Source organism: Pedosphaera parvula Ellin514, assembly GCF_000172555.1.
Taxonomy (GTDB): Bacteria; Verrucomicrobiota; Verrucomicrobiia; order Limisphaerales; family Pedosphaeraceae; genus Pedosphaera.
Map to the genome: position 1 here is coordinate 177287 of NZ_ABOX02000006.1, position 20368 is coordinate 197654.

General features: G+C 53.2%; 16 protein-coding genes and 9 tRNA genes. 4 read left to right on the forward strand and 21 right to left on the reverse strand.

The genetic code is table 11. The features are described from left to right. Positions 1-22: 22 nt before the first annotated feature. Positions 23-385 carry a GxxExxY protein gene (locus tag CFLAV_RS06865; RefSeq protein WP_007413941.1) on the reverse strand — a complete coding sequence of 121 codons (363 nt, stop codon included), beginning with the start codon at positions 383-385 and terminating at the stop codon, positions 23-25. A 399-nt stretch (positions 386-784) separates the two neighbouring features. On the opposite strand from CFLAV_RS06865, the gene CFLAV_RS06870 reads away from it, so the two are divergent. Next, on the forward strand, positions 785-1438 hold the full coding sequence (locus CFLAV_RS06870; protein ID WP_007413943.1) for a glycine zipper family protein: 654 nt from the start codon (positions 785-787) through the stop codon (positions 1436-1438). Positions 1439-1456: 18 nt separating this feature from the next. Here CFLAV_RS06870 and CFLAV_RS06875 read toward each other — a convergent pair whose 3' ends face one another. From CFLAV_RS06875 to CFLAV_RS06910, 8 genes are all read right to left on the reverse strand, one after another. Next, positions 1457-2227 (reverse strand): nucleotidyltransferase domain-containing protein, encoded by a 771-nt coding sequence (locus tag CFLAV_RS06875; RefSeq protein WP_007413944.1) that lies wholly within the window; start codon positions 2225-2227, stop codon positions 1457-1459. Positions 2228-2263: 36 nt separating this feature from the next. Beyond that, positions 2264-3181 (reverse strand): nucleotidyltransferase domain-containing protein, encoded by a 918-nt coding sequence (locus CFLAV_RS06880; RefSeq protein ID WP_007413945.1) that lies wholly within the window; start codon positions 3179-3181, stop codon positions 2264-2266. Between the two features lies 1 nt (position 3182). Beyond that, complete coding sequence (locus CFLAV_RS06885; RefSeq protein ID WP_007413946.1) at positions 3183-4301, reverse strand: AAA family ATPase; 1119 nt, start codon at positions 4299-4301, stop codon at positions 3183-3185. Then, entirely contained in the window at positions 4298-5038 is a 741-nt protein-coding gene (locus CFLAV_RS06890; protein ID WP_007413947.1) for an RNA ligase family protein, read from the reverse strand. The genes CFLAV_RS06885 and CFLAV_RS06890 overlap by 4 nt, the downstream gene beginning before the upstream one ends. Positions 5039-5156: 118 nt before the next feature. Further along, positions 5157-6668, reverse strand: coding sequence for an RtcB family protein (locus CFLAV_RS06895; protein ID WP_007413948.1), 1512 nt, complete (start codon positions 6666-6668; stop codon positions 5157-5159). Positions 6669-6680: 12 nt separating this feature from the next. Beyond that, positions 6681-7031: a hypothetical protein gene (locus CFLAV_RS06900; RefSeq protein WP_007413949.1), complete on the reverse strand. Its 351-nt coding sequence runs from the start codon at positions 7029-7031 to the stop codon at positions 6681-6683. Positions 7032-7132: 101 nt separating this feature from the next. Continuing rightward, positions 7133-7933, reverse strand: coding sequence for a slipin family protein (locus CFLAV_RS06905; protein ID WP_007413950.1), 801 nt, complete (start codon positions 7931-7933; stop codon positions 7133-7135). Positions 7934-8179: 246 nt separating this feature from the next. Beyond that, complete coding sequence (locus CFLAV_RS06910; protein WP_007413951.1) at positions 8180-8764, reverse strand: HNH endonuclease; 585 nt, start codon at positions 8762-8764, stop codon at positions 8180-8182. A 141-nt stretch (positions 8765-8905) separates the two neighbouring features. Between CFLAV_RS06910 and CFLAV_RS31990 the strand changes: the two genes are divergently transcribed. Then, positions 8906-10531, forward strand: a complete 1626-nt coding sequence (locus CFLAV_RS31990; RefSeq protein WP_007413952.1) for a M23 family metallopeptidase — start codon at positions 8906-8908, stop codon at positions 10529-10531. Positions 10532-10875: 344 nt separating this feature from the next. Here CFLAV_RS31990 and CFLAV_RS06920 read toward each other — a convergent pair. From CFLAV_RS06920 to CFLAV_RS06945, 6 genes are all read right to left on the reverse strand, one after another. Then, positions 10876-10950 (reverse strand) — tRNA-Lys (locus CFLAV_RS06920). Between the two features lie 195 nt (positions 10951-11145). Beyond that, positions 11146-11220 (reverse strand) — tRNA-Leu (locus CFLAV_RS06925). Between the two features lie 9 nt (positions 11221-11229). Beyond that, positions 11230-11306: transfer RNA gene (locus CFLAV_RS06930), tRNA-Leu, on the reverse strand. A gap of 9 nt (positions 11307-11315) precedes the next feature. Beyond that, a tRNA-Leu gene (locus CFLAV_RS06935) sits at positions 11316-11392 on the reverse strand. A gap of 57 nt (positions 11393-11449) precedes the next feature. Continuing rightward, positions 11450-11525, reverse strand: a tRNA-Arg gene (locus tag CFLAV_RS06940). Positions 11526-11548: 23 nt separating this feature from the next. Continuing rightward, a tRNA-Thr gene (locus tag CFLAV_RS06945) sits at positions 11549-11634 on the reverse strand. Positions 11635-12489: 855 nt separating this feature from the next. Between CFLAV_RS06945 and CFLAV_RS06955 the strand changes: the two genes are divergently transcribed. Further along, the gene (locus tag CFLAV_RS06955; RefSeq protein WP_202796855.1) at positions 12490-14703 is read left to right on the forward strand and encodes a glycoside hydrolase family 44 protein; all 2214 of its coding nucleotides are present in this window, start codon (positions 12490-12492) and stop codon (positions 14701-14703) included. Between the two features lie 77 nt (positions 14704-14780). Next, positions 14781-15521 (forward strand): SIR2 family NAD-dependent protein deacylase, encoded by a 741-nt coding sequence (locus tag CFLAV_RS06960; RefSeq protein ID WP_007413955.1) that lies wholly within the window; start codon positions 14781-14783, stop codon positions 15519-15521. 1 nt (position 15522) lies between these two features. Here the strand turns inward: CFLAV_RS06960 and CFLAV_RS06965 are convergent. The 6 genes from CFLAV_RS06965 to CFLAV_RS32000 all read right to left on the reverse strand — a co-directional run bounded on the left by CFLAV_RS06965 (position 15523) and on the right by CFLAV_RS32000 (position 20295). Further along, a tRNA-Gly gene (locus CFLAV_RS06965) sits at positions 15523-15600 on the reverse strand. Positions 15601-15606: 6 nt separating this feature from the next. Continuing rightward, a tRNA-Cys gene (locus tag CFLAV_RS34765) sits at positions 15607-15681 on the reverse strand. A 900-nt stretch (positions 15682-16581) separates the two neighbouring features. Next, positions 16582-18273, reverse strand: a complete 1692-nt coding sequence (locus CFLAV_RS06970) for a TROVE domain-containing protein (protein ID WP_007413957.1) — start codon at positions 18271-18273, stop codon at positions 16582-16584. A gap of 239 nt (positions 18274-18512) precedes the next feature. Further along, positions 18513-18641, reverse strand: a tRNA-OTHER gene (locus CFLAV_RS34770). Beyond that, positions 18623-19594 carry a hypothetical protein gene (locus CFLAV_RS31995; RefSeq protein ID WP_150107306.1) on the reverse strand — a complete coding sequence of 324 codons (972 nt, stop codon included), beginning with the start codon at positions 19592-19594 and terminating at the stop codon, positions 18623-18625. The genes CFLAV_RS34770 and CFLAV_RS31995 overlap by 19 nt, the downstream gene beginning before the upstream one ends. A 317-nt stretch (positions 19595-19911) precedes the next feature. Continuing rightward, positions 19912-20295 carry a DUF2752 domain-containing protein gene (locus CFLAV_RS32000; RefSeq protein ID WP_160164513.1) on the reverse strand — a complete coding sequence of 128 codons (384 nt, stop codon included), beginning with the start codon at positions 20293-20295 and terminating at the stop codon, positions 19912-19914. Positions 20296-20368 lie beyond the last annotated feature (73 nt).

Sequence of the window (20368 nt, forward strand, 5' to 3'; positions counted from 1 at the left end):
CCTTCAATGTCAGAATCCGGGCTTACACAACAACCCACCTATACTCCAAACTTGACCCGCCGAAATTGACAAGCAATGCGCGCTCCTTCTTTGTTGCCTGAAGGTGGTGTTTGACTTGCGCCTCCTCCTTCGACGTCAACGCCGTCGTCGCCCGTAAATCCACGATGATTTCTCCATGGCAAACAAGACTGGCTTTGTAGAACACGCCCAAGGGTTTCCCTTTGTAATAAATCGGGAATTGAACATCCTGTTCAAAAGGAACTTTCTGCATTCCCAATTCCACCGCGAGGGCCTCCTGGTAAACCTCTTCCGGAAACCCGCCTCGCAATTCACGATGCACCTCCGTGCAGGCCTTGATGATTTCATTTTGCGAATCCTTGTTCATAGTTACTCAACATTCCGAATTCGCCCCCGCTATGCCAGCAAAAAGTGTCACCTCGCAGGGCCGCCCCACGCTGAAAGCGTGGGAGTACGGGAGCCCAGGGTCCAGCCCGTCTTTCGGGCGCAACCCTGGGTTAAATTAAAAAGAATCGCCGCTTCGGCCCACGATGCTAATCAACTCCACACACTCATCCGAAGCGGAACCCACCAGCGCAATACAGTGCATCCATCTCGGGCACTCAAGTCTCTATCGAAACCGGTGGGGTATTCCTCAACCAGAGAGTAGGCCTTCACGCTACTACCCCATTCGCATCTCTCAATTAAACTCACGTAAGAAGGAGTTTTACCATCAACCACAAAACCATCCAGGCCCAGGCTCTGGAACACAACCATTGAACAACTTATGAAATTTACCGCTAAATATTCCGCCATCCTCGGCCTCATCATCCCCATGCTCGGAACCGCTTACGCTCAAACCTCCGCGCCACCAGCCCAGGTCACCTCGTCTTATGCACCCATCGTCTTTCCTGCCAAAAACCAAACCCCGGAGCAGATGGACAAGGATAAGGCCGATTGCTACGCCTGGGCCAGGCAACAAACCGGCTACGATCCGGTCGCTGCCTCCATGCAGGCCCAAAGCCAGCCTTCGCAGCAGGTAATCTCGCAACCGCCCGCAACCTATTCCCAGTCAGTCCCTCCACCACCTCCACAACAAGGCGGCGCAGTCCGTGGCGGAGCGAGAGGTGCAGCCGGTGGTGCGGCCATTGGAGCCATCGCTGGCGATGCCGGTAAGGGTGCGGCCATTGGTGCTGCGTCAGGTGGTGCCATCGGTGGCGTCCGACAACGCCGTGCCAATGAAGCCCAACAACAACAAGCCGCCGCGCAACAGCAGGCCATTGCCCAGCAACAGGCAGCCCAGCAACAAGCCGCACTCAATCAACAAGCTGCCCAGCAACAAGCGTCAGCCAACCAGCAGGCCGGCAACCAACAAAAACTCGACGCCTACAAACGCGCCTTCGAAGCCTGCATGGAAGGCAAGGGTTATACAGTGAAGTGAGGCGACCATAGTTCCGACTCATTTCGATCCCAACCTCAATCGTTTCAACAACGAATCCAGCGCTCCCTTGCCTGAAGGCACTTCGGGCAAGGAGCTTTGCTGATACGCATTCTCCAACTCCGCCCGCAGGCGCTCATATTCCTTCGTATAAAACTCCATGTCAGCGTCCGCGAGTGTGGACTTCTCCGGCCCACCCAGTTTCCGCGCTACCAAGTCATGGATATACGAAAGCTTGAACTCCTCGTTTAAGGTCACCAGGTTCGCCTCAATCTGCCCCGTCCTCATCAAGTGAATCCCCGTTAACAGCACGCGATACACATAAAGAAGCGGCTTCACGCGACGCGGCCGCTCCTTGTCGAACAATTTCCACTGCGTCTCCGCAAACCCAAAGTAATGGTGACTGTGATGCTTGGTGATGCACAACTTCCCGATCTCCTTCAGCTCCTCATGCTCTGGCGTCGTTTGAATGATCAGTGGCGAATAAAGTTGCTCCAGCACATAACCATTCTTCTTCAGCATCAAGCCAAAGAACTTTTTCGCATCATGTGTCACCAGATCAAACTCCAACCCATCCTCAATCTTCGAAACCTCAATCGTCTCACGCCCGGTGCTCAGCCCAATCACCTCATTCACCGGCAGCACATGCACCCCGCGCAAATCATAATCCGAATCCGGCGACGGAAATCCGTACAGATGCGCCCCACTCACCGTCACAAAGAGCAGGGGATACAGCTGCTTCGCCGCTTCCGCTTCCAACCTTTTCCTGATTTTCTCTTGAATAACAAGCATCTCAAGTTCCTCCAGCAAATTATTCCAACTTTCATCTTATCTAACCATGGTGCCTCTTGCCCTGACCAGAAAAGTATTCACCTTCTCATAATCCGGCCGCTCCGGCAGTTTCGTCGCTGCATACGCCGCATCAAATTCCTTGTGCAAACTCAACCGCCAGGTGTTCACTTCTGCCCAAGGCAGCTCACCTCGTTTAATCGCCAGCAACTGTTCCCGATGCTCACCCACACGCACCGGCACCACTCCTTCTTTGAGCGCCGTCACACCGGATAGCAGCAACCGGATCAAATGCATCGCATGCTTCCATTTAATCTCGCCCCGTGCCCGCAAATCCTGTTCCAGCTTTTTAAACTGCGACATCACGTAACCATTGTAAGTCTGGTAAATCACCTTCGAGAGAAAGCTCTCCCGTATTGCCAACAACTCCTGCGCCAATGGCGTCGCCAATTCAACCAGCGGTGTATACAGGCATTCCAAAATGTTCGGATTCGCCTTCAACGCCAGCACCAGGAATTTCTGCAACTCCCAGTAAGCCTCTTCATTCTCCGGATTTTCCAATTGCTCCGGCACCCCATATAACGACCAATGCAATTCCGCAGGCGGTAAATAAATCCCGCGCCGATCCGTATCTGACTCCTCTCCCTCCAACCCATACGCCCGCGACCCAACGACACACCGATAAATCACAAACGAGTAATAATCTATCTCCGCTGCATGCGGATTTTCCGCACCAATTCCTTCTCCCTTGAATTGCTTCAATAATGACAATTGCTGACGACTGAATGCCCCTTCGGTTCCATCAGCGAACCGAACGCGGTAAGAATGCGTCCCATCCAGCGGCGCTTCAACAATCACGCCCACCGACCCGGCAGCATGCAAAAGCTCTCCCGTCGCCGACCTCAATTCCGTCCGCGTCACTACTTGAGTTCCCGTTGGTATGATTAAATGCATCATGCTAAACTTCTCCCACCAATGTCAGACCATGACACTCCGTGATTTGCGGCGGCTCCAGTTTTTCAAGAAGATGATGAATTACCTTCTCAGGAACACGTTGCTCCCTCCGCCGATTCCGTTCCAGAATATTTGATATGGTTGGCTCGATGTAAACGATCTCAATGCGCGCTCCATAATCTGCAAACAAATCAATCCACCGCTTGCGCGTCTGTTGCATTGTGTTTGTCGCGTTAAATGCAAAATCCCTCCCGGCGCGCAAGTGTCCCCGAACTTCCTCCCGGGCAGCTTGAATTACCTTTCCCTGATTCTCTGTGGCATCAATGTCCAAATCCTCTCGAATCTGATCCAGGGCCACCACCGGAAGTCCCGGCTTGTGCTTCTGCAACCACGTATCCTTGCCCGAGCCAGGTAAACCAGACATCAAGGTCGCAGTGCATTTGTAATCCTCGCGCGGAATATAATGCAGGCTTGAAAGCTCCTTGCGATAAAACAGGAACCGCGCGTGATCATTTGCAAACGAATACGCGCGCTCAAAGCATTGATTTTCTTCCGCAATGATCTTCCAAAAGTGCAGCTTCTCCTCAGGCCGGCTCGTCTCCTCCGCTTTACGACCGCGGGTGTCTGCTATCGAGAATAGATAAAGCAACCGGTTGTTCAGCAACCAGGAAAGTGAAATCACTTCCTGAACCTCGTGTCCTTTCTCGAGCAGATAAGGCGGACGTCCATGGTACCGCACCAAATGCACAATCTCCTCCCGTGTGTTCAGGTCAACCTGCAAGTCGCGGAGAACCTTGCGCGCCAACGCCGCCCCAACAATCGAGTGCTTCGGCGACCGGGTGCGTCCTGAATCCGGATCAATCTCCGTCGTTGCCGGTTTGCCGCAATCATGGAGCAGGGCAGTGAACAGCAGCTTTAACTGAGAGAGTCGATCCAACGCCCGATACTCTGCCAGCTTCGCAACTTCGTCCCAAACCATCTTGGTATGCGTCCACACGTCACCCTCCGCATGCCATTTCGAATCCTGCCCGCAAGCTGCCATCGCAGCAGCCCATGACTGCTTTTCAGCCCAGGTGATAATCTGCGCATTCGTCGCATTTATAATGTCCCGCCACGTTTTCATTCCCAAATATTCACTCCCTCAATCAACAGGTTTTGCACCATGGCCTGATGCTGCCAATGTTCACTCCGTTTTACCTTTTCAACAAATTCCGGGCGCACCATTTTTGCCCTGCCTGTTACTCTTCCCTCAGTTTCGATTCTGAGATATAGCCCTTCCATCAATGTATCCGTCCCGCCGCTGATGGGATTTTCAAAGGCGCTGTCAAAAGCCGAATTACCAACCAAATCCACCAATTCCTCCAAAGTCGACTTGCCTCTTTGAATCACCGGCACCGTCTGAATGCGGGTGCCTTCAAGCATCTTCAGCCGGGTCTCCAGATTAAGAAACTCGCCGGCATCCTTGTCGTAAATATCGAACTCAAAAAAATAATGGGGCAAACCGCGATAATGCACCGAGTGCTTCGCATACAACCATTCTCCATAGAGTATGAAGCGACTGCCTAACATCTCTTCGAAGGCATTTCGTTTCACCGCCGTCCATTGCTTGAACAAATCATATTGCGGATGCATGCCCTCAGTGATTTCGTGCCCTCGACACTGCAACACCATCCTGCCCGCGGTTGTAAAGTGAATGCCCACATTAGTCCCATCCAACTTCTCTTCCACGATCAAAGAAGGATCTTTGATACACGCTTCGGACTCTTTATGTCCAAGGTGTTTATCATCATCCGTGCCCTGGGAGCCGAATAAATGCGGCGTCCGCGGATACTTAACAAAATCATCTCTGCTCGAACCCATAAATCTCCTGACTCATTTCTCATTTGCGCAAATGAATTACTCTTTTTAAAGGAAACATTGGCCAACACGCGAACGCTCTCTTGCGTCCGCGGTTGGCCATGTTTGCGTTAACGTTTCCTTATGCCGCCCCTCTCAACCCCAATTCGGCATCCTTGATCACAAACCGCGCTTTCAGTTTCGCCACTGGGCTTGCCAGCCCGGCTTCTTCAACGGAGCGCAACACCTCTCCGAAGTCCTTGTACGCCGCTGGCGCTTCGTCCTTCGGATAAACGCGGCAGTTGGTCAGGATGTCATGCTTCGCCAGTCCGGCATCCACCTTCTCCTGGTCTAGTTCGCGAATCGCGGCCTTGCGCCCTTTGCAACGACCCGCGCCGTGGTTCACCGAGTAACAGCTCTTCTCTGCACCCGAATCCGCCACCATCACCACCGAACCATCCTGCGGATTTCCCGGCAGAAGGATCGGGTGACCAGTCTCGTAATACGGCGTATCAATCAACGAATAGTGCCCGGCCGGAAACGCGCGCGTCGCACCCTTGCGATGCACCCACGCTTCCTCGCCATTCACCCGTTCGCGACGCGCAATATTGTGGCTGATGAAGTAGACCAGTTGTCCCTTCACTCCCGGAATCACTTCCTGAAACGCCTCCAACACCAGCGCATTGATCAGGAGATGATTCACCGTTGCAAAGTTCGCACCCATCGCCATGTCATCCAGGTAATCGTTCGCCTCCGCCGTTCCCAGCGGTGCATAGACCAATTCCTTGTCCTGACCTGGTAGCGCGATACCCCAACGCTCGAACTTCTCCTGCAACGTGCGGAACTGCCCCGACGCCAACCTGTGACCCATCCCGCGCGAACCGCAGTGCGACAGGAACGCGACGCAATTGTCCTTCATGCCAAACACCTCAGCCGCGCGACGCGCCCGCTGGTTATCCACCAACTCCACGACTTCGCACTCACCGAAATGATTGCCGCCGCCATACGAGCCAAGTTGAATCACCTTTTCCTCAAAGTTCGGGATCTTGCCTTCCGCGATCAAGTAAGCGAGACGATTGCCCAACGCATCCTTCGTATCATCATGCCCGACATGAAACGCATCTTCACAACGACTCGCCCATTCTTGTGGAATACCCAAAGCCGCACACACTACCGGCGAAGCCCCTTCAATCAGGACCTTTTCGCCGTTGACTGTGCTGACCTTGCGCGCCTTCCGCGCCGAACGCTGACCGCGACCCGCTCCCGTCGGCGTGCGCTCCAGAATCGCATTGATCAACGCACGACGCACACCACGGTCCACGACCGCATCTGCCGGCAGATCCATCTGCAGGAGACTCATCGAGCACTTGATATCCACGCCCACAGGACCCGGGTAAATATGCGTTGGCGATACCAACACACAACCAACCGGTGCGCCATAGCCGCAGTGTGCATCCGGGTTCAGGACCAAATCCGTCACCCCCGGCGCACCACGCGAGTTCATCGCCTGCTCAAGGCACTTCTCATCAAACGTCTGGCGAATCGCCTTCGTTCCAATCACCGTGATTGGCTTGCCCTTGTTCTCAGGCGCCGGAATAAAGCCCGTCGCTCCACCAGTCACCTGAATCATCTGTGGATTAAATTCTGCACTCATAACAACTCACTTCTACTTGTGGAACTCGGCAATCACTTCGATCTCGCCAACAATGTTCCGATTAAACTCATTCAAATCTTCTGCCGGAATCCAATATTCATTATGCTTGGAGGCTCCAACATTCTTAACATCATACTTGCTCAAAAACTCTTTCCTCACCTGAAACCGGGTGACATACCCCGATCCCGAATCCGGCACGTTCCAGCGCTGTGCAATCTGCACTGCATACTCTTCGTTTGTGACCGGATAAAAGATCGGCTGCTCCGGCAACCTGGGCGGAAACCCCTTGAAGCCTCCTTCGCGTACCAATCCCAGTTCCTTCGGTCCGACCGGACGAAAGAGCGTTATTGTCTCGTTGTTCATTAAATTACTTCCTTAATTACTGTATTCGTTCGTTGCTGGAAACGTAAGTTTGCGACCGCATTTATTTCTGCGCTCGAAACCTTACGAATCCAGCGACGTGCTTAGTTTTCTTCCGAACTCTTTTTGTGATCAGACTCAGCTTTGCCATTACCATTCTTCATCGGCACAAACCCACCCAGCATTCCCATCACCAGCGTATTGCCGGTGGTACCCGCGGCCCCGATCGACTGCATCAAGCGGAGGTTCATCAATGCCGGATTGCCTTCCATCAACCGCGCGGCATTCGCCAGGTTGCGCAAAGCCGCAGTTTCACAACGTGCCCGCTCCAATGCCGCCTGACCTTCCTTTTGCGCGCGCAATACTTCCGAGAACGCCTTCTTCAGCTCGCTCGGAAACATCACATCCTTGACCTCTACGGCATGCACCTCGATGCCAAGCTTCTCCGCTTCCAGCTTAACCAACGCCAGCAATTCCTTGCCGATGTCCAGGCGCTTGTCCAGCAATGCCTCGATCGACTGGCCCGCAATCACCGAGCGCAACGCCAACTGTGTTGCGTTATACAGCGACGCCACATAATCTTGCACGGTATGCATCGCCGTTTCGCACTCAATGATCTGGTAAGTCAGCACCGCGCTGACCTTCAAGCCCACGTTCTCCGCACTCAACACCTCCTGGCCGGCAACGGTCAGGATCGTCTTGCGCATATCCACGAGCTGCACCGTGTAACCACTCTTCCAGAATCGGTGTTTGCCCGGACTGATGCGATGCCACGACTTGCCGTTGTAATACAACAGCCCGTAGAAGCCCTCCGACACCGTAAACACAGTCCATCGACTCGCAACTATCAACGGCACCACGATTGCCGCTGCAAGTGCAATAGTCCAAAAAATGTTCTCCATCATAATTTTTCCTTCGACTGCCCATGGCGAGGAATCGCGGGTCCGCAGCGGGAGACTGCCGAAGCAATCTCGCTGAGCTGTCTTCCCGTTGCGCTCACGCGCCGATTCCCAGCCACAGGCTTTACCTTTTTGTCTGTTAATGGGGTTTCGAACCCCGCTTACCGGTTCTCACCAGTTTTCGCACCAGCCAACGCGCAGAACTTGTCTGCAGATTCCACGCAGACAAGCTGCTGGCCTGATCGAAATTGCCTACTCACTTAAGAACAACCTCCAGTCCGCAATGCCCTGGTGATTCCGAATCAACGCCGTCATCGGCAATTCCTTCGGAGCCTTCGGCATCGTGAGCAATTTCAGTCCCGCCTCATCCGGCAAACGATTGCCCTTGCGCGAATTGATCGCCTTGCAAGCCCAGACGCAATTGTCCCACGCGTCCTTGCCGCCGCGCGATACCGGCAGGATGTGATCAATGCTCCCTTCCTCCGGCTTCAGCACGCGACCGGTGTACTGGCAGCGATTCCCATCGCGCTCGCGAATCGCCTTCGCTCCAAACTTCGGGCGCTTCTTTGGCACCTTCGCGAAATTCGCCAGCACAATCACCGTCGGCATACGGATCGCGCCGCGCACCGTCCGGACCGCTTCATCCTGCTCACGAATCGGCAATGTCAACCACTCGGCCCAACTCACTGGGCGAATCTGGTCTTCGGCTTCGATTTCCAAACCTGTCGCTACCCCGGTCGCCATCTGACAAATGGCATCCTCCGGTGTACGGATGTTGATCGCCTGCCAATTCCGGTTCAGCACCAGAACACTCGCCTTATTCAGTTTGTTGCTCATAAATCTTCCAATCTTCTCAAGTGAAGACCGAAGTCTTCATTCTTCGTACGGTGTTTGTTCCTTGTTGTAGCCATGGTGGTAATCACTTATTGAAAACTCCTCCAGGATGTGATTTGCTTGCACCCAATCAGACGGTCATCTGTGAAACTTTCCAGAACTGCTTCTGCGGTTGGAGTTCTTATCCTGGCTTTTATTTTGAATTTGCCTTTGAACGCGCAGAATTTCGGTGGCGGCCCCCCGCAACCATTTACGGATAACTGCATTCCCGCTCATGAACGCCAGCAGATCGAGCTGAACATCTCAAGGAGCATGGCACGCCTGGGTCTTGCTGAATCGATTCTTTCCAATCCTCCTGCGTTGTATCCCTTCGTCCCGATTGCCGGTACCGTTTGGGATGATCGGTTCATCAACAATTTCGTCGATCTGAATACAAGCTCCGGCATCCAGGATTGGGATTGCACCGACTTCACCTACGACGGTCACCAAGGACATGACATTGACCTCCGCTCATTCGGCGAGCAGGACGTTGGCGTTCCCGTGTTCGCCGCTCTCGATGGCACGGTTGTAGACTGGCATGATGGCGAGTTTGATAAGAACACATCAATGGGTGGCCAGCCTGCCAATTATGTCGTGATCTTCCATGGGGGCACGCATTACACCTGGTACTACCACCTGCGCAACGGCAGCATTGCCGTTACCAATGGACAGGTTCTCAAGGCCGGAACTCAAGTCGGACTCGCCGCCAGCAGCGGCAATAGCACGGGACCGCACCTGCATTTTGAATCCCGCTTTAACAACACTTTCTACGAACCCTCAGCAGGCACTTGTCGACCGGGCACGACCGGTTGGGTGCATCAAATTCCGATTCGTCGCGACATGTGGATCGAGGACTTTGCGATGCACAACACGAACAATTTTCCCGATACCGCCTTCTTTCCCTACAATCCTGTCCGCACCGGCACCTTCGTCAGAACGGGCAGTTTCCAACCAATCGGTGCCTGGTATATCATCCATAACCAGCCGGCAAACAGCACTTGGAGGCTGCGTTATCTACGACCCAATGGAACCCTGTTTTTTGATTCCGGAACCAATCCTCACAACAACGCGACCGCTTACCGCTATGCAAGTTGGTGGGTGTATTATAACTTAACTCCGGACATCGCCGGTACCTGGACTTTTGAACTCTCGATTAACGGACAGGTCATGGTGCAAGCACCGTTCTTTGTATTAAATGCGGGTGGGGTGCCTGTGAATCATGTTCCCAATCCCATCGGTGCCGCCTTTGATCCGGTTGCTCCCACCACCAATGATGTGGTTTTCTGTCGCCTCACCATTCCCTTGATCGCGGATCCTGATTTTGATCTGATGCGCAATCGGTTTCAGTGGAGTATTAATGGTGCCCCATTCCGCGATGTCACCAATGCTGCACATGCCGATGCCATACCTCGCGGCGCCGCCAAACCCGGCGACCTGCTGCGCTGTACTGTTACCCCGTACGATGGCCTGGCATTTGGCACTCCGGTTACAGTCCAAGCACTTGTCCCGGGCGGAACGCCCATGCGACTTGGTATTCAGCGCCTCCCCGCCAATCCTAATCTCCAGATTTCCTGGCCAACCTCGGCCCTGCACTATGCTCTTCAGGCAAACAGCAACCTTTCCACGAGTAATTGGTCCATCGTTACGAACGCGCCGGTCGTGAGCGGCACGAATAACGTGGTTACCAACAGCGTGCAAGGAAGCCGATTTTACCGATTGATTGCGCCGTAAACTGGCTGCCGAACCTGGTAACGCTCCAGGACTCCCTGCGTCAAAGGCAGGTGTGCCACTTCCACACTCTTCGGCAAATTGGTAGCCCATGATGGTAACTCTCCACCTTGGGTAGTTTGTAAGACTACGGCTTTAAAATGGCTGCCTCGCCTGGCTTTGCTCCAGGACCAGCAGTGTCAGAGACCGCTGTGCTACTGATTACACCACGAAGCAATGAATGGTCGCCCGGGAAGGTTCTGCCCCTTCGACTGTTGTTTGTAAGACAACCATGATCCTATTTCACCACCGAGCGTCGTCGTTGTATTAAATGCGCCATTCGAAATGCGTCACTCGAAACTGAGATTTGGTTCCCCCGGCGAGATTTGCACTCGCATCTCACGACTTAAAAGGTCGTTGTTCTGCTATTGAACTACGGAGGAGTTGAAATTTGCGAATTGCGATTTTGAATTTTGAATGCGGCGAAAACAGTCGCCTGCTTTTCAATCGGCATTCGCAAATCAAAAATTAAAAAACTTCTGCAAACTCCTGGTTGGTCTCTTCCACCAACTAAATGCACCCCGCTATGGTACGAGGCCGCTGGATCTACTTCGCGTTCAGGAGTTGCAAATTATTATTGGTGCCCATGGCAGGACTTGCACCTGCACTTGCCAAGTTCTGAGCTTGGTGCCTCTGCATTGGGCTACATGGGCAAAATTCTTTGGTGCTCCCGGTCAGATTTGCACTGACACTCTGCGGATTTTAAGTTCGTTGCCTCTGCTAATTGGGCTACAGGAGCTGGATAGATTGGTGCCGCGTGAAAGACTCGCACTCTCAACATCTCCGTTCTAAGCGGAGCGCCTCTGCTAATTGGGCTAACGCGGCAGCTTGGAAATGCCGGTTCTTAAACCGGCATTCGTAGATCAAAAATCCAAAATGAGTTGGCACTCCCGACAGGAATTTCGCCTGTAACCTCCGCGTTCGAAGCGCGGCGCTCTATACATTGAGCTACGGGAGCAATTGTGATTATTAATTTAAATCTGGAGCCGACGGAGAGACTCGCACTCTCGTGGGGCAGTGCCCGGCAGTTTACAAAACTGCTGCTGTCGCTGCTGAGCCACGTCGGCAAATCAAATTGGTGGGCCGTCACGGTAATACTCCGTGTTCTGGGGCATACCGAATGTCGAAAGAAATTTCCGAAAGGCAGGAGGGATTTTGGTTTGAGGCAAGGCGGAGGCCGCCGGCGCTATCTGAAAGATAACGACAAGGCCGACAACGCCGCCTCAAATCAAAAGCACCCTGCTTTCAACAATTTAATGTTCCTTCGTAACAGCTTGGTGATCCAAAGTTCCAATGAATCAACTCCTTCACTTCCCTTGTCTTTCCATTTTCCCCTTTCGGAAATTTATTTTGACATTCGGTATGAGAGACCGCTGCATCACTGCTAATGCTTACGACCCGAAAGATTCCGGGACGATGGAATCGAACCATCACAGTGAGGTGGGTGATACCCAACTGCGCACCAGCTTCCCGAAAAAAACTCATTACAAAATTCCTCGCAGTCCCCGGTGTCGCTCCGGGCAAGCGGTGCATATGAGGCACTGCTGAACGCTGGTTCGACTGCGATAAAACCGTCTTAAAATTGTGAATAACTTTCCGTTGAAATTGTAATTCGGCTGAATGATAGTGCCGGTGGCAGAGCAACGAGCATCAAGTCCAAATACCGGGTTTAAGATCTTCGTCCGGGGCGTGGACTGCCTTCGGGCCTAATCCTGCTTGCAGGAGCGCCTATCTTATTTATGCCGTGCTCTGCTTTTCTTTTTTCATCAGACCTACATCCCCGGCGTTTTTGCATGTTCACAGGTGTTAGAGCGCCTTATTTTTAAATTTTACCCCTGAACTGGCCCATGCTATGCTGTTTTTACACTTCAATGGCTTGCAAATCCTTTAAAGTCTTTGGGTCCGTTCTCCTGCTGACTGCAATGTGCTTCTCAATAGCCTCGGCAGACCAGACGGTCTACGACGATTCACGTCAAAATAACTGGCAGGACTGGAGTTGGTCGGCCAATAATTTCCAAAATACCAACCCGGTCCATTCCGGGACATACTCCATCAGCGTGGTCTGCGATGGCTGGGAGGCGCTCTCTTTCGAAAACCCAACTTTTGATGTCACTGCTTATACCAATATAACCTTCTGGATAAACGGTGGACCAACCGGGGGGCAGAATTTGATCGTCAAGGCAGCCTTGGGAGCCGCAGCAAATTCCTCCTCTTATACAATTCCCACTTTGCCGGCTAATACATGGCAACGGATCACCGTGCCGCTCTATGCACTGGGAGTCACCAATGTCGGCGACATGGATCGATTTTGGATCGCAAATAATACCGCCAGCACCATCCCGGTGTTTTATGTGGATGACATTGTTCTCATATCTGCTCCACCACCGCCGCCTCCATCGACCAATTTCATCACCATCGACGTTGCCGCGAATCGCCACGCCATCAGCCCCGAAATTTACGGCGTGGCTTACGGTACAACCGCCGACCTCAACGACCTCAATTCTCCTGTCAACCGTCTCGGTGGCAACAACACCAGCCGTTACAACTGGCAGGTGAATGGCGATAACCGCGGCTCGGATTGGTTTTTCGAAAGCATCGGTGATACCAGTTCTGTCGCGGGCGAGCGAGGCGATACCTTCATCTCCAATTCCAAAGCCGCCGGTGCCCAGCCTTTGATCACGGTTCCCATGCTCGACTGGATCGCCAAGCTCGGTCCCAGCCGCGGAAAGCTGGCAAGTTTTTCCATCGCCAAATACGGGCTCCAAACAAATCACGATGTTTATATGACCGATGCCGGCAACGGCGTGAAGACAAATGGCCAATACGTTGTTGGCAACGATCCCAACGATGCGAACATCCCTTCAACCTCCTCCTATCAACAAAATTGGGTGCAACACATTACCAACGTCTGGCACACCGCCACCAATGGCGGCTTGCGCTACTACATCCTCGATAACGAATACAGCCTTTGGCACGAAACCCATCGTGATGTCCATCCCACAGGCGCCACCATGGACGAAGTGCGGAATAAAATGATGGACTATGCCGCCAAGATCAAAGCTGTGGATCCCAATGCCATCGTTGTAGGGCCGGAAGAGTGGGGCTGGCTCGGATACCTCAACAGTGGTTATGATTTTCAGACGGGCGGTAGTACGGATCGGGCCAACCACGGAGGAAAGGATTATCTACCCTGGTTGCTGGACCAATTTCGCCAATCCAACAACGTCACTGGCAAACGCCTGCTCGACGTTTTTAGCGTTCATTATTATCCACAGGGAAGCGGTGAGTTTGGCACAAATGTTTCGACTGCCACCCAGTTGTTGCGCAATAAATCCACGCGCTCGCTCTGGGACACCAATTATGTCGATGCCTCCTGGATTGCCCAAAAAATCTATCTAATCCCAAGAATCAAAAGCTGGGTTGCAACTTACTATCCCGGCTGCCGCACCGCTGTTACAGAGTATAACTGGGGCGCTGAAGATCATATGAACGGGGCCACTGTCCAGGCTGACATCCTCGGGATCTTTGGCCGCGAAGGTCTTGACCTCGCCACTCGTTGGACCACTCCGGCGAATACCACACCCACTTACAAGGCCATCAAGTTGTATCGCAATTACGATGGCAACAAATCCACTTTCGGCGATACCAGCATTCTCGCAGCCGCCACTAATATCGATAATGTCGCTGCGTTCGCCGCGCAACGCACCAATGACGGCGCACTCACCATCATGGTCATTAATAAATATCTTGCGAATACCGTTCCCGTTTCACTCGGCATTTCCAATTTCGGAAACGGCGGCAGCGCGCAGGTGTGGCAACTCAATACCAATGCCATCTCGCATCTTCCCAATCTCACCTATACCAATGCCATCTTGAATGCCACGTTGCCCGCCCAAAGCGTCACCTTGTTCGTGCTGCCTGTGACGGCAACCGCCACCCTGAAGGCAAGCCCCGGCGGCAGCCAGGTGGATGTGGCGCTCAATGGCCAGATTGGTGCGACCTATATCTTGCAATCCTCATCCAATCTCACGAACTGGTCCAACAATAGCACAGGCACTCTGACCAGCGCCCAGTTGCACTGGATGCTTCCGGGAACCAATTCCAAGACGTTCTATCGTGCGGTGAAGTCTCCCTGAAGATCGCCTCACCGCTTCATCCAAATTGCTTAGCACAATGGAGTGGAATTTGTGACGACTCGTTGTAATCTCTAGTCATGACTTCTCCCATTCCTTCCGAGCTTGTCGACACCCTGCGTTCCGCCAACCGTGTCGTGGTGCTGACCGGTGCGGGCGTTTCTGCTGAGAGCGGTGTGCCCACTTTCCGCGATGCACAGACCGGCCTCTGGTCGCAATACTCACCAGAGGAACTCGCCACTCCGCGCGCGTTCCGCCAGAATCCGAAGCTGGTCTGGGAATGGTATCAATGGCGTCGCGAACTGGTTTCCAAGGCCAAACCAAATCCCGCACACTACGCCCTGGTGGAAATGCAGGAACTTTTTCCGGAGTTTACGCTGATCACCCAAAACGTTGATGGTCTGCACCGGCTTCCCGGCAGCAACATCATCATTGAACTTCATGGAAACATCCATCGAACCAAATGCTTTCAGGAAGGAACCATCGTTGAATCCTGGAAAGATACTGGGGATGTCCCTCCCAAATGCCCGGATTGCGGCGGATGGCTCCGTCCCGACGTGGTCTGGTTCGAGGAGCCTCTCCCGGAAGCTGAACTTGAATCTGCCATGAAGGCCAGTCGTAAGGCGGATGTATTCTTTTCCATCGGGACGTCGGGCCTGGTCTATCCTGCCGCTTCATTGCCGCACGAAGCTCTGAACCACAACGCAACCTTGGTGGAAATCAATCCTGCACCAACACCGCTGACTCCGAAGGCGGATTTCATGCTTAAAGGCCCGGCAGGCGTGATCCTGCCCGAACTCGTCAAGGCACTGCGAAAATAGATGGTGCGGCAACCGGGAGTTGCACTCGGACGAGCTGCTTGGAAGGCAGCCATGCTCATCTATTAAACATCACTGCCGCAGAAATTGGAGTCCGGTAAGAGAATTGCACTCCTGTAATGCAGCTTTGCAGGCTGCTGCCTAATTACTCGGCCAACCGGACTGAAAAAGTAAACCTGAGAATACAGTTTTGGTTCGGACTCTTTGATTGGATTATACCCTCCATGCGGGAAGGCTTCCCAACGTTTCCACCAAACCAGGCCGAAGCCACAATCTGGTAAGTCCGATAGCTGCCGTTTTATACTGGTGGCATTGCCAGTTCACCATTGGATCGCTCGGCTGTCCTCTTACTGTCTGCCTTGCGGGCAGTAAAGGGCTGCGAACCCACCATGCGATTTCAACCAACGTCCTCAGCTCTTGCGGAGCATCGGACGCCCTGATTATCCCGCAGGATTCAGGGATTAAGCTACTTTCCAATCCAACAGAAGACGCGACTTTGCGTTTAGCCTGATTTTCAGTCAGGTGCTACAGTTGCCTGCAGCAGCAATCCTACCAAGACGTGCGCGTCTTGCAGCTTCATGATCTTTTGGATCACGCTATACTGCACGCCTTCTGTGTTTCTCTTGCGGATATTCCACCGAATTTCAAGACTTACGATTTCAGGTTGCCCTGAACCGTTTGCCTCTCATTCTGTCACTCAGCCCTTGATTGCGGTCTCGGACCAAATGGCTACCCTTATTCCTTAACTGTCGATGTTTGGCGTAAGTGAAGTGCTCGGCGCTACCGTTAGTAAAGAGCTTACAGTGTTACCCTCAGCTCTCCGTTTTCACTCCATCTTCCAGCATAGCTCACCGCGAATTGCGATAAGCTTACAAGAATTGGGCTTGCATAAGTGGCCTGTCTCCAGGCGCGGCTCCGTAGGAGGAACTCCGCTTTGACCGGCTTTCACCGGCTTATCTGACGGGATCATGCTCCCGGATCGGTTTCGGAATGTTTCCATCCCGTCCTTATCAAAAATCAATTTTAAGCTGCAAACGAATGGATAACCACTCGTCTGCATGTGTTAATCACTGCGGATAAAATCCGCGATTACCGCCGGAGCGGTTGTATCGAAACCGACGACGTCCAACATGCCGCGGTCCTTCGGGTCCGCGATCGTGAAGTCGTTCGAGGTCATACCCACCACCACTGCCTTGGCATCTGCCGCGAACTGGTCGCGGTAATTACGCAAAGCCTGTGAAGGATGAATATTGCCCGCCCAGGTTTCACTGTCGGTGTAGGTCACGAAGCCTGACACATTCACCTTCTGCCGACGTGCCCATACCATTGGCAGGGCGCAATCTGTGCCGCCCATTGGAATCTTCTCGATTTCCTTCACGACCTCCGCAAGGCGCATCTTCGGAGAGATGTTGACCGGCGTAATGCCCGGTTCACCACCACCCCACTGACCGCCATGCCCGTTCGCTGCCGCCGAGAACCCAACGATAACGTAATCAGGCTCCGTAGCCGCTGTAATCAAGGACATCGCTGCGCTCGCTTCACGTGCTGACAGGCAGGAGCCCGCAATCTTCGCCATCCCCATGGAACCGCTGACGTCAAGCGCGAGCAAGACTGGCTTGCCGCACGGTTCGACGTTGCTGAACGTCGCGTAAAACGCTTCGTCCAACGCATCGATGATTGGCTGCACTGGCGACCAACTCAAGCTGCCCTTGTCGCCGCGACCCTGAGCGTAGATTTTCTCCGCGATCAGGACGGCCATAGGGTGCACACGGGCGCGCTTCAACGCAGTCTGGTCAGACAGCTTTGCAACCACCAGCTTGGCAGCTGCGCTCATTGGTTTGAGCAAGCCAACGCTCGTCATCTTGCCAAGGTTGCGGATCATTGCGGTCATCGGCATTTTCTGCAGCAAGGCATCCCACACTTCAGCATCGTTCAACCATTCGGTTGGGACGGCTTCGCGTGGCAGGTTGCTTTCCGTGATGAGCTTCAGGATTTCTCCCTTGCCCTTCGCGGCTTTGGCCTGCTCAAACGCCTGGATTAAGGCTGGCAATTCGCCCACGGCCGCATAGGTCGCTGTGCGTTCCGCACAGTTGACCTTGCGCTTGACCGTGCGTTCACCCAGTTCATCCTGGCCGGACAACATCCAGCGGAAGATTGCCGCGTGTTCGCGTGAAACTTCTTTTGGATGTGCCAGGCGCAGCAAGTCACCGTGTGACCAGCCGTCGCGCTGCTGATACTTGATTGCCTGCAAGGCCAATTCGCGTGGTTCCTGGGCATTATACCAGTTGCCAACCGCATTGCGGAGACCGCGTCCCCAACCGCGCATCGCATTTACATACCCAGCGAAGTGGAAGAGGTGCGTGCCGATGCGGCAGACTTTTGACAGGTTCGCGAAGGCCTTGGTCTTGGCCGCAACGTCACCGTGAGTTGTCACAAGCGCGAGGGCAAAGATGGCCGGATCATTCTTCGGCGCACGACCAGAGTCGGAAATCTCGACGATGCGATCAACGACACGCGCACCATTTTCCTTGATGCAACGGATGATGGCATCGTGATTCTGCTTCACGAGATCGCGTTCGCCGATGTAGTAGGTGCCACCTTCAGCGCCGAGGATCAAAAAGCGATCCAAACGCTGCCAGTCGGTCACTTCCCACGAGTAACCACCCGCCGAGTTGCGAACCTGTCCCGAACCCGGGATGGCCTGCGACTGCGGTGTCGCGCGGCGATTAAAAAGTTTTGAGTAGTTGATTGCCATATTTACCTCCTTTCACACCGCCAACCACGGAGTGGATGTTTAAGTGAAGACGCGGACAAGTTGGATGAACGTGGGATGTTTCGTTTACAGCGATAACCCATGCTCGTTCGGCCCGCGAAAATAATCCGAAGTGGAACCGACGTAATGCTTCAAGTCCTCACTTCATTTTCTGACTTCTGAATTTAACTAATGGGCAAGGGGGACGCGGGATTGCTCTACCACTGAGCTACTCCCCGTTATGGTCGGGGAGATTGGAGTCGAACCAATGACGGATAACCCGATGTCTTCGGCCCATTAAAAACAAAAAGTATTCACAGGATAAGTGATGAACTGGAGTTTTTTAAGCGTTCTACCACTGAACTACCCCGGCATCTGGAGCCGGAGGCGGGATTCGAACCCGCGACCACTTCGTTATGAGCGATAATCCAATTGCTTCGACCCTGTGAAAAATTTTAGAGTAATATTTGATTTTTGTAATCTCGATTGGAAATAGGATGAGACGGCTCACCGGCTTCAAGGCTCGACGGAGCAGCAAAGCAAAATGCCTTGCCGCTCCGTCGAGCCTTGAACCGCCTCCTTTGGTGAACTCACTGGTTTTCATTTGATTGGACAGTCCATAGCGTCGTAATTCCTTACGTGACAACTGACGCTTCGCGACACAATGCACATAATCACCATACATTTTGCAACTGATGCTGCCATAGACCTGCCTTCCCAGCGCAACATCGTAAGGCGTGGGATTTTGTGTTTCCCTGAAGAACTCCATCTGACACTCGAACCAGAGCCCATTCAGTTTGATCAATCTCACATTCCGTGATAGCTGACGTTGAGTTTCAGACCGCTGCTGCGCTTCCTTCTCGAAATAGGTTGCCCGTTTTCTCCACCAGACCTGTTCGCACAGAATGCCCGTTTCTGGATGAACATAGAATGGCTTGCATCTTCCGGCGATCTGGTTTACCGGCCCACCGGCCATCCTCCAATTTGAATCGAAGCACCATATTTCTCCTTCATTCATGAAGGTATGGCGGATGACCATCTCCAGCAGATGAAATTTAATATGATTGCGCACCACGCTGTCCGGCTTGATGACTTTGCAGGCTTCACTGTAAACCTCGTTCCATGGCCTTCCAACTTGGGAACGGAGCCACCGCCGTAAAGGTCCAAGATGCTCTCCAAACCATTTGCGTCGAACGTGTGCCCGCTTAATTCCCTGAAATCGCGGACGATCTTCAAAGGGAATGTTCGCCCTGCGATTTTGTTTGCCGCAACCGCCACCACCACGAGGGCGTTCGACGATGACTTTATGCATATCTGATCTCATGTTTTGATTTCTTTCCTTGATTTTAAAGGCGGATAAGTTGCGAATTGGACATAGGCGTTCTACTACTGAACTACCCCGGCATTTGGAGCCGGAGGACGGAATCGAACCGTCGACCTCCCGCGTGACAAGCGATAACCCAATTCATCGACCCGCCGAAATGTGAGACGGACAAAGGGTGAGCTGGGAACCCAGCCATATGGCGGCTGGGGCGGGATTCGAACCCGCTGGTGGATTTCTCCACGGTGCCGATAACCCAGGCTCTGCGGCCCGTCTAAAAATCTCTCTTTAAACCAACATTCAGTCTTGGAGCATGCAAATCATTTGGAAGCAACTAAAGCTCCGCCGAAACTGAACAACGCGCGAACAATTCCGAAGCCCATAAAGGTGAGCACGAACGCGAAATAAAGGTGGTTGAAAAAAGTCGCCTGGTTTTCCATGAACCGTGCGACCCGCTCGCGAAACCCGCGTGTGCACAGACTCTGAGCCGCGATTAAAATAAATAATGCCAGAATAAACAGTCCCATCGGATGGTAGTGCAAACTTTCACTGAACATACCTCTGATCCCGCAGCTGAGGCTGCGCGTCATCCCGCATCCTGGACATGGCAATCCGGTGACAGACTTGAGCCAACACAATGTCACTCCGGAGCCATGCGGCGGCGATACCGCAGCGAGCAATAAGCCCAACCACGCGGCGATCACACAATGCTTCCCAAACCAGCGGTTGCTGGCCAGTTGTGGCTGATTCAGCCAGCAGCGGAACCGCTTCGCATAA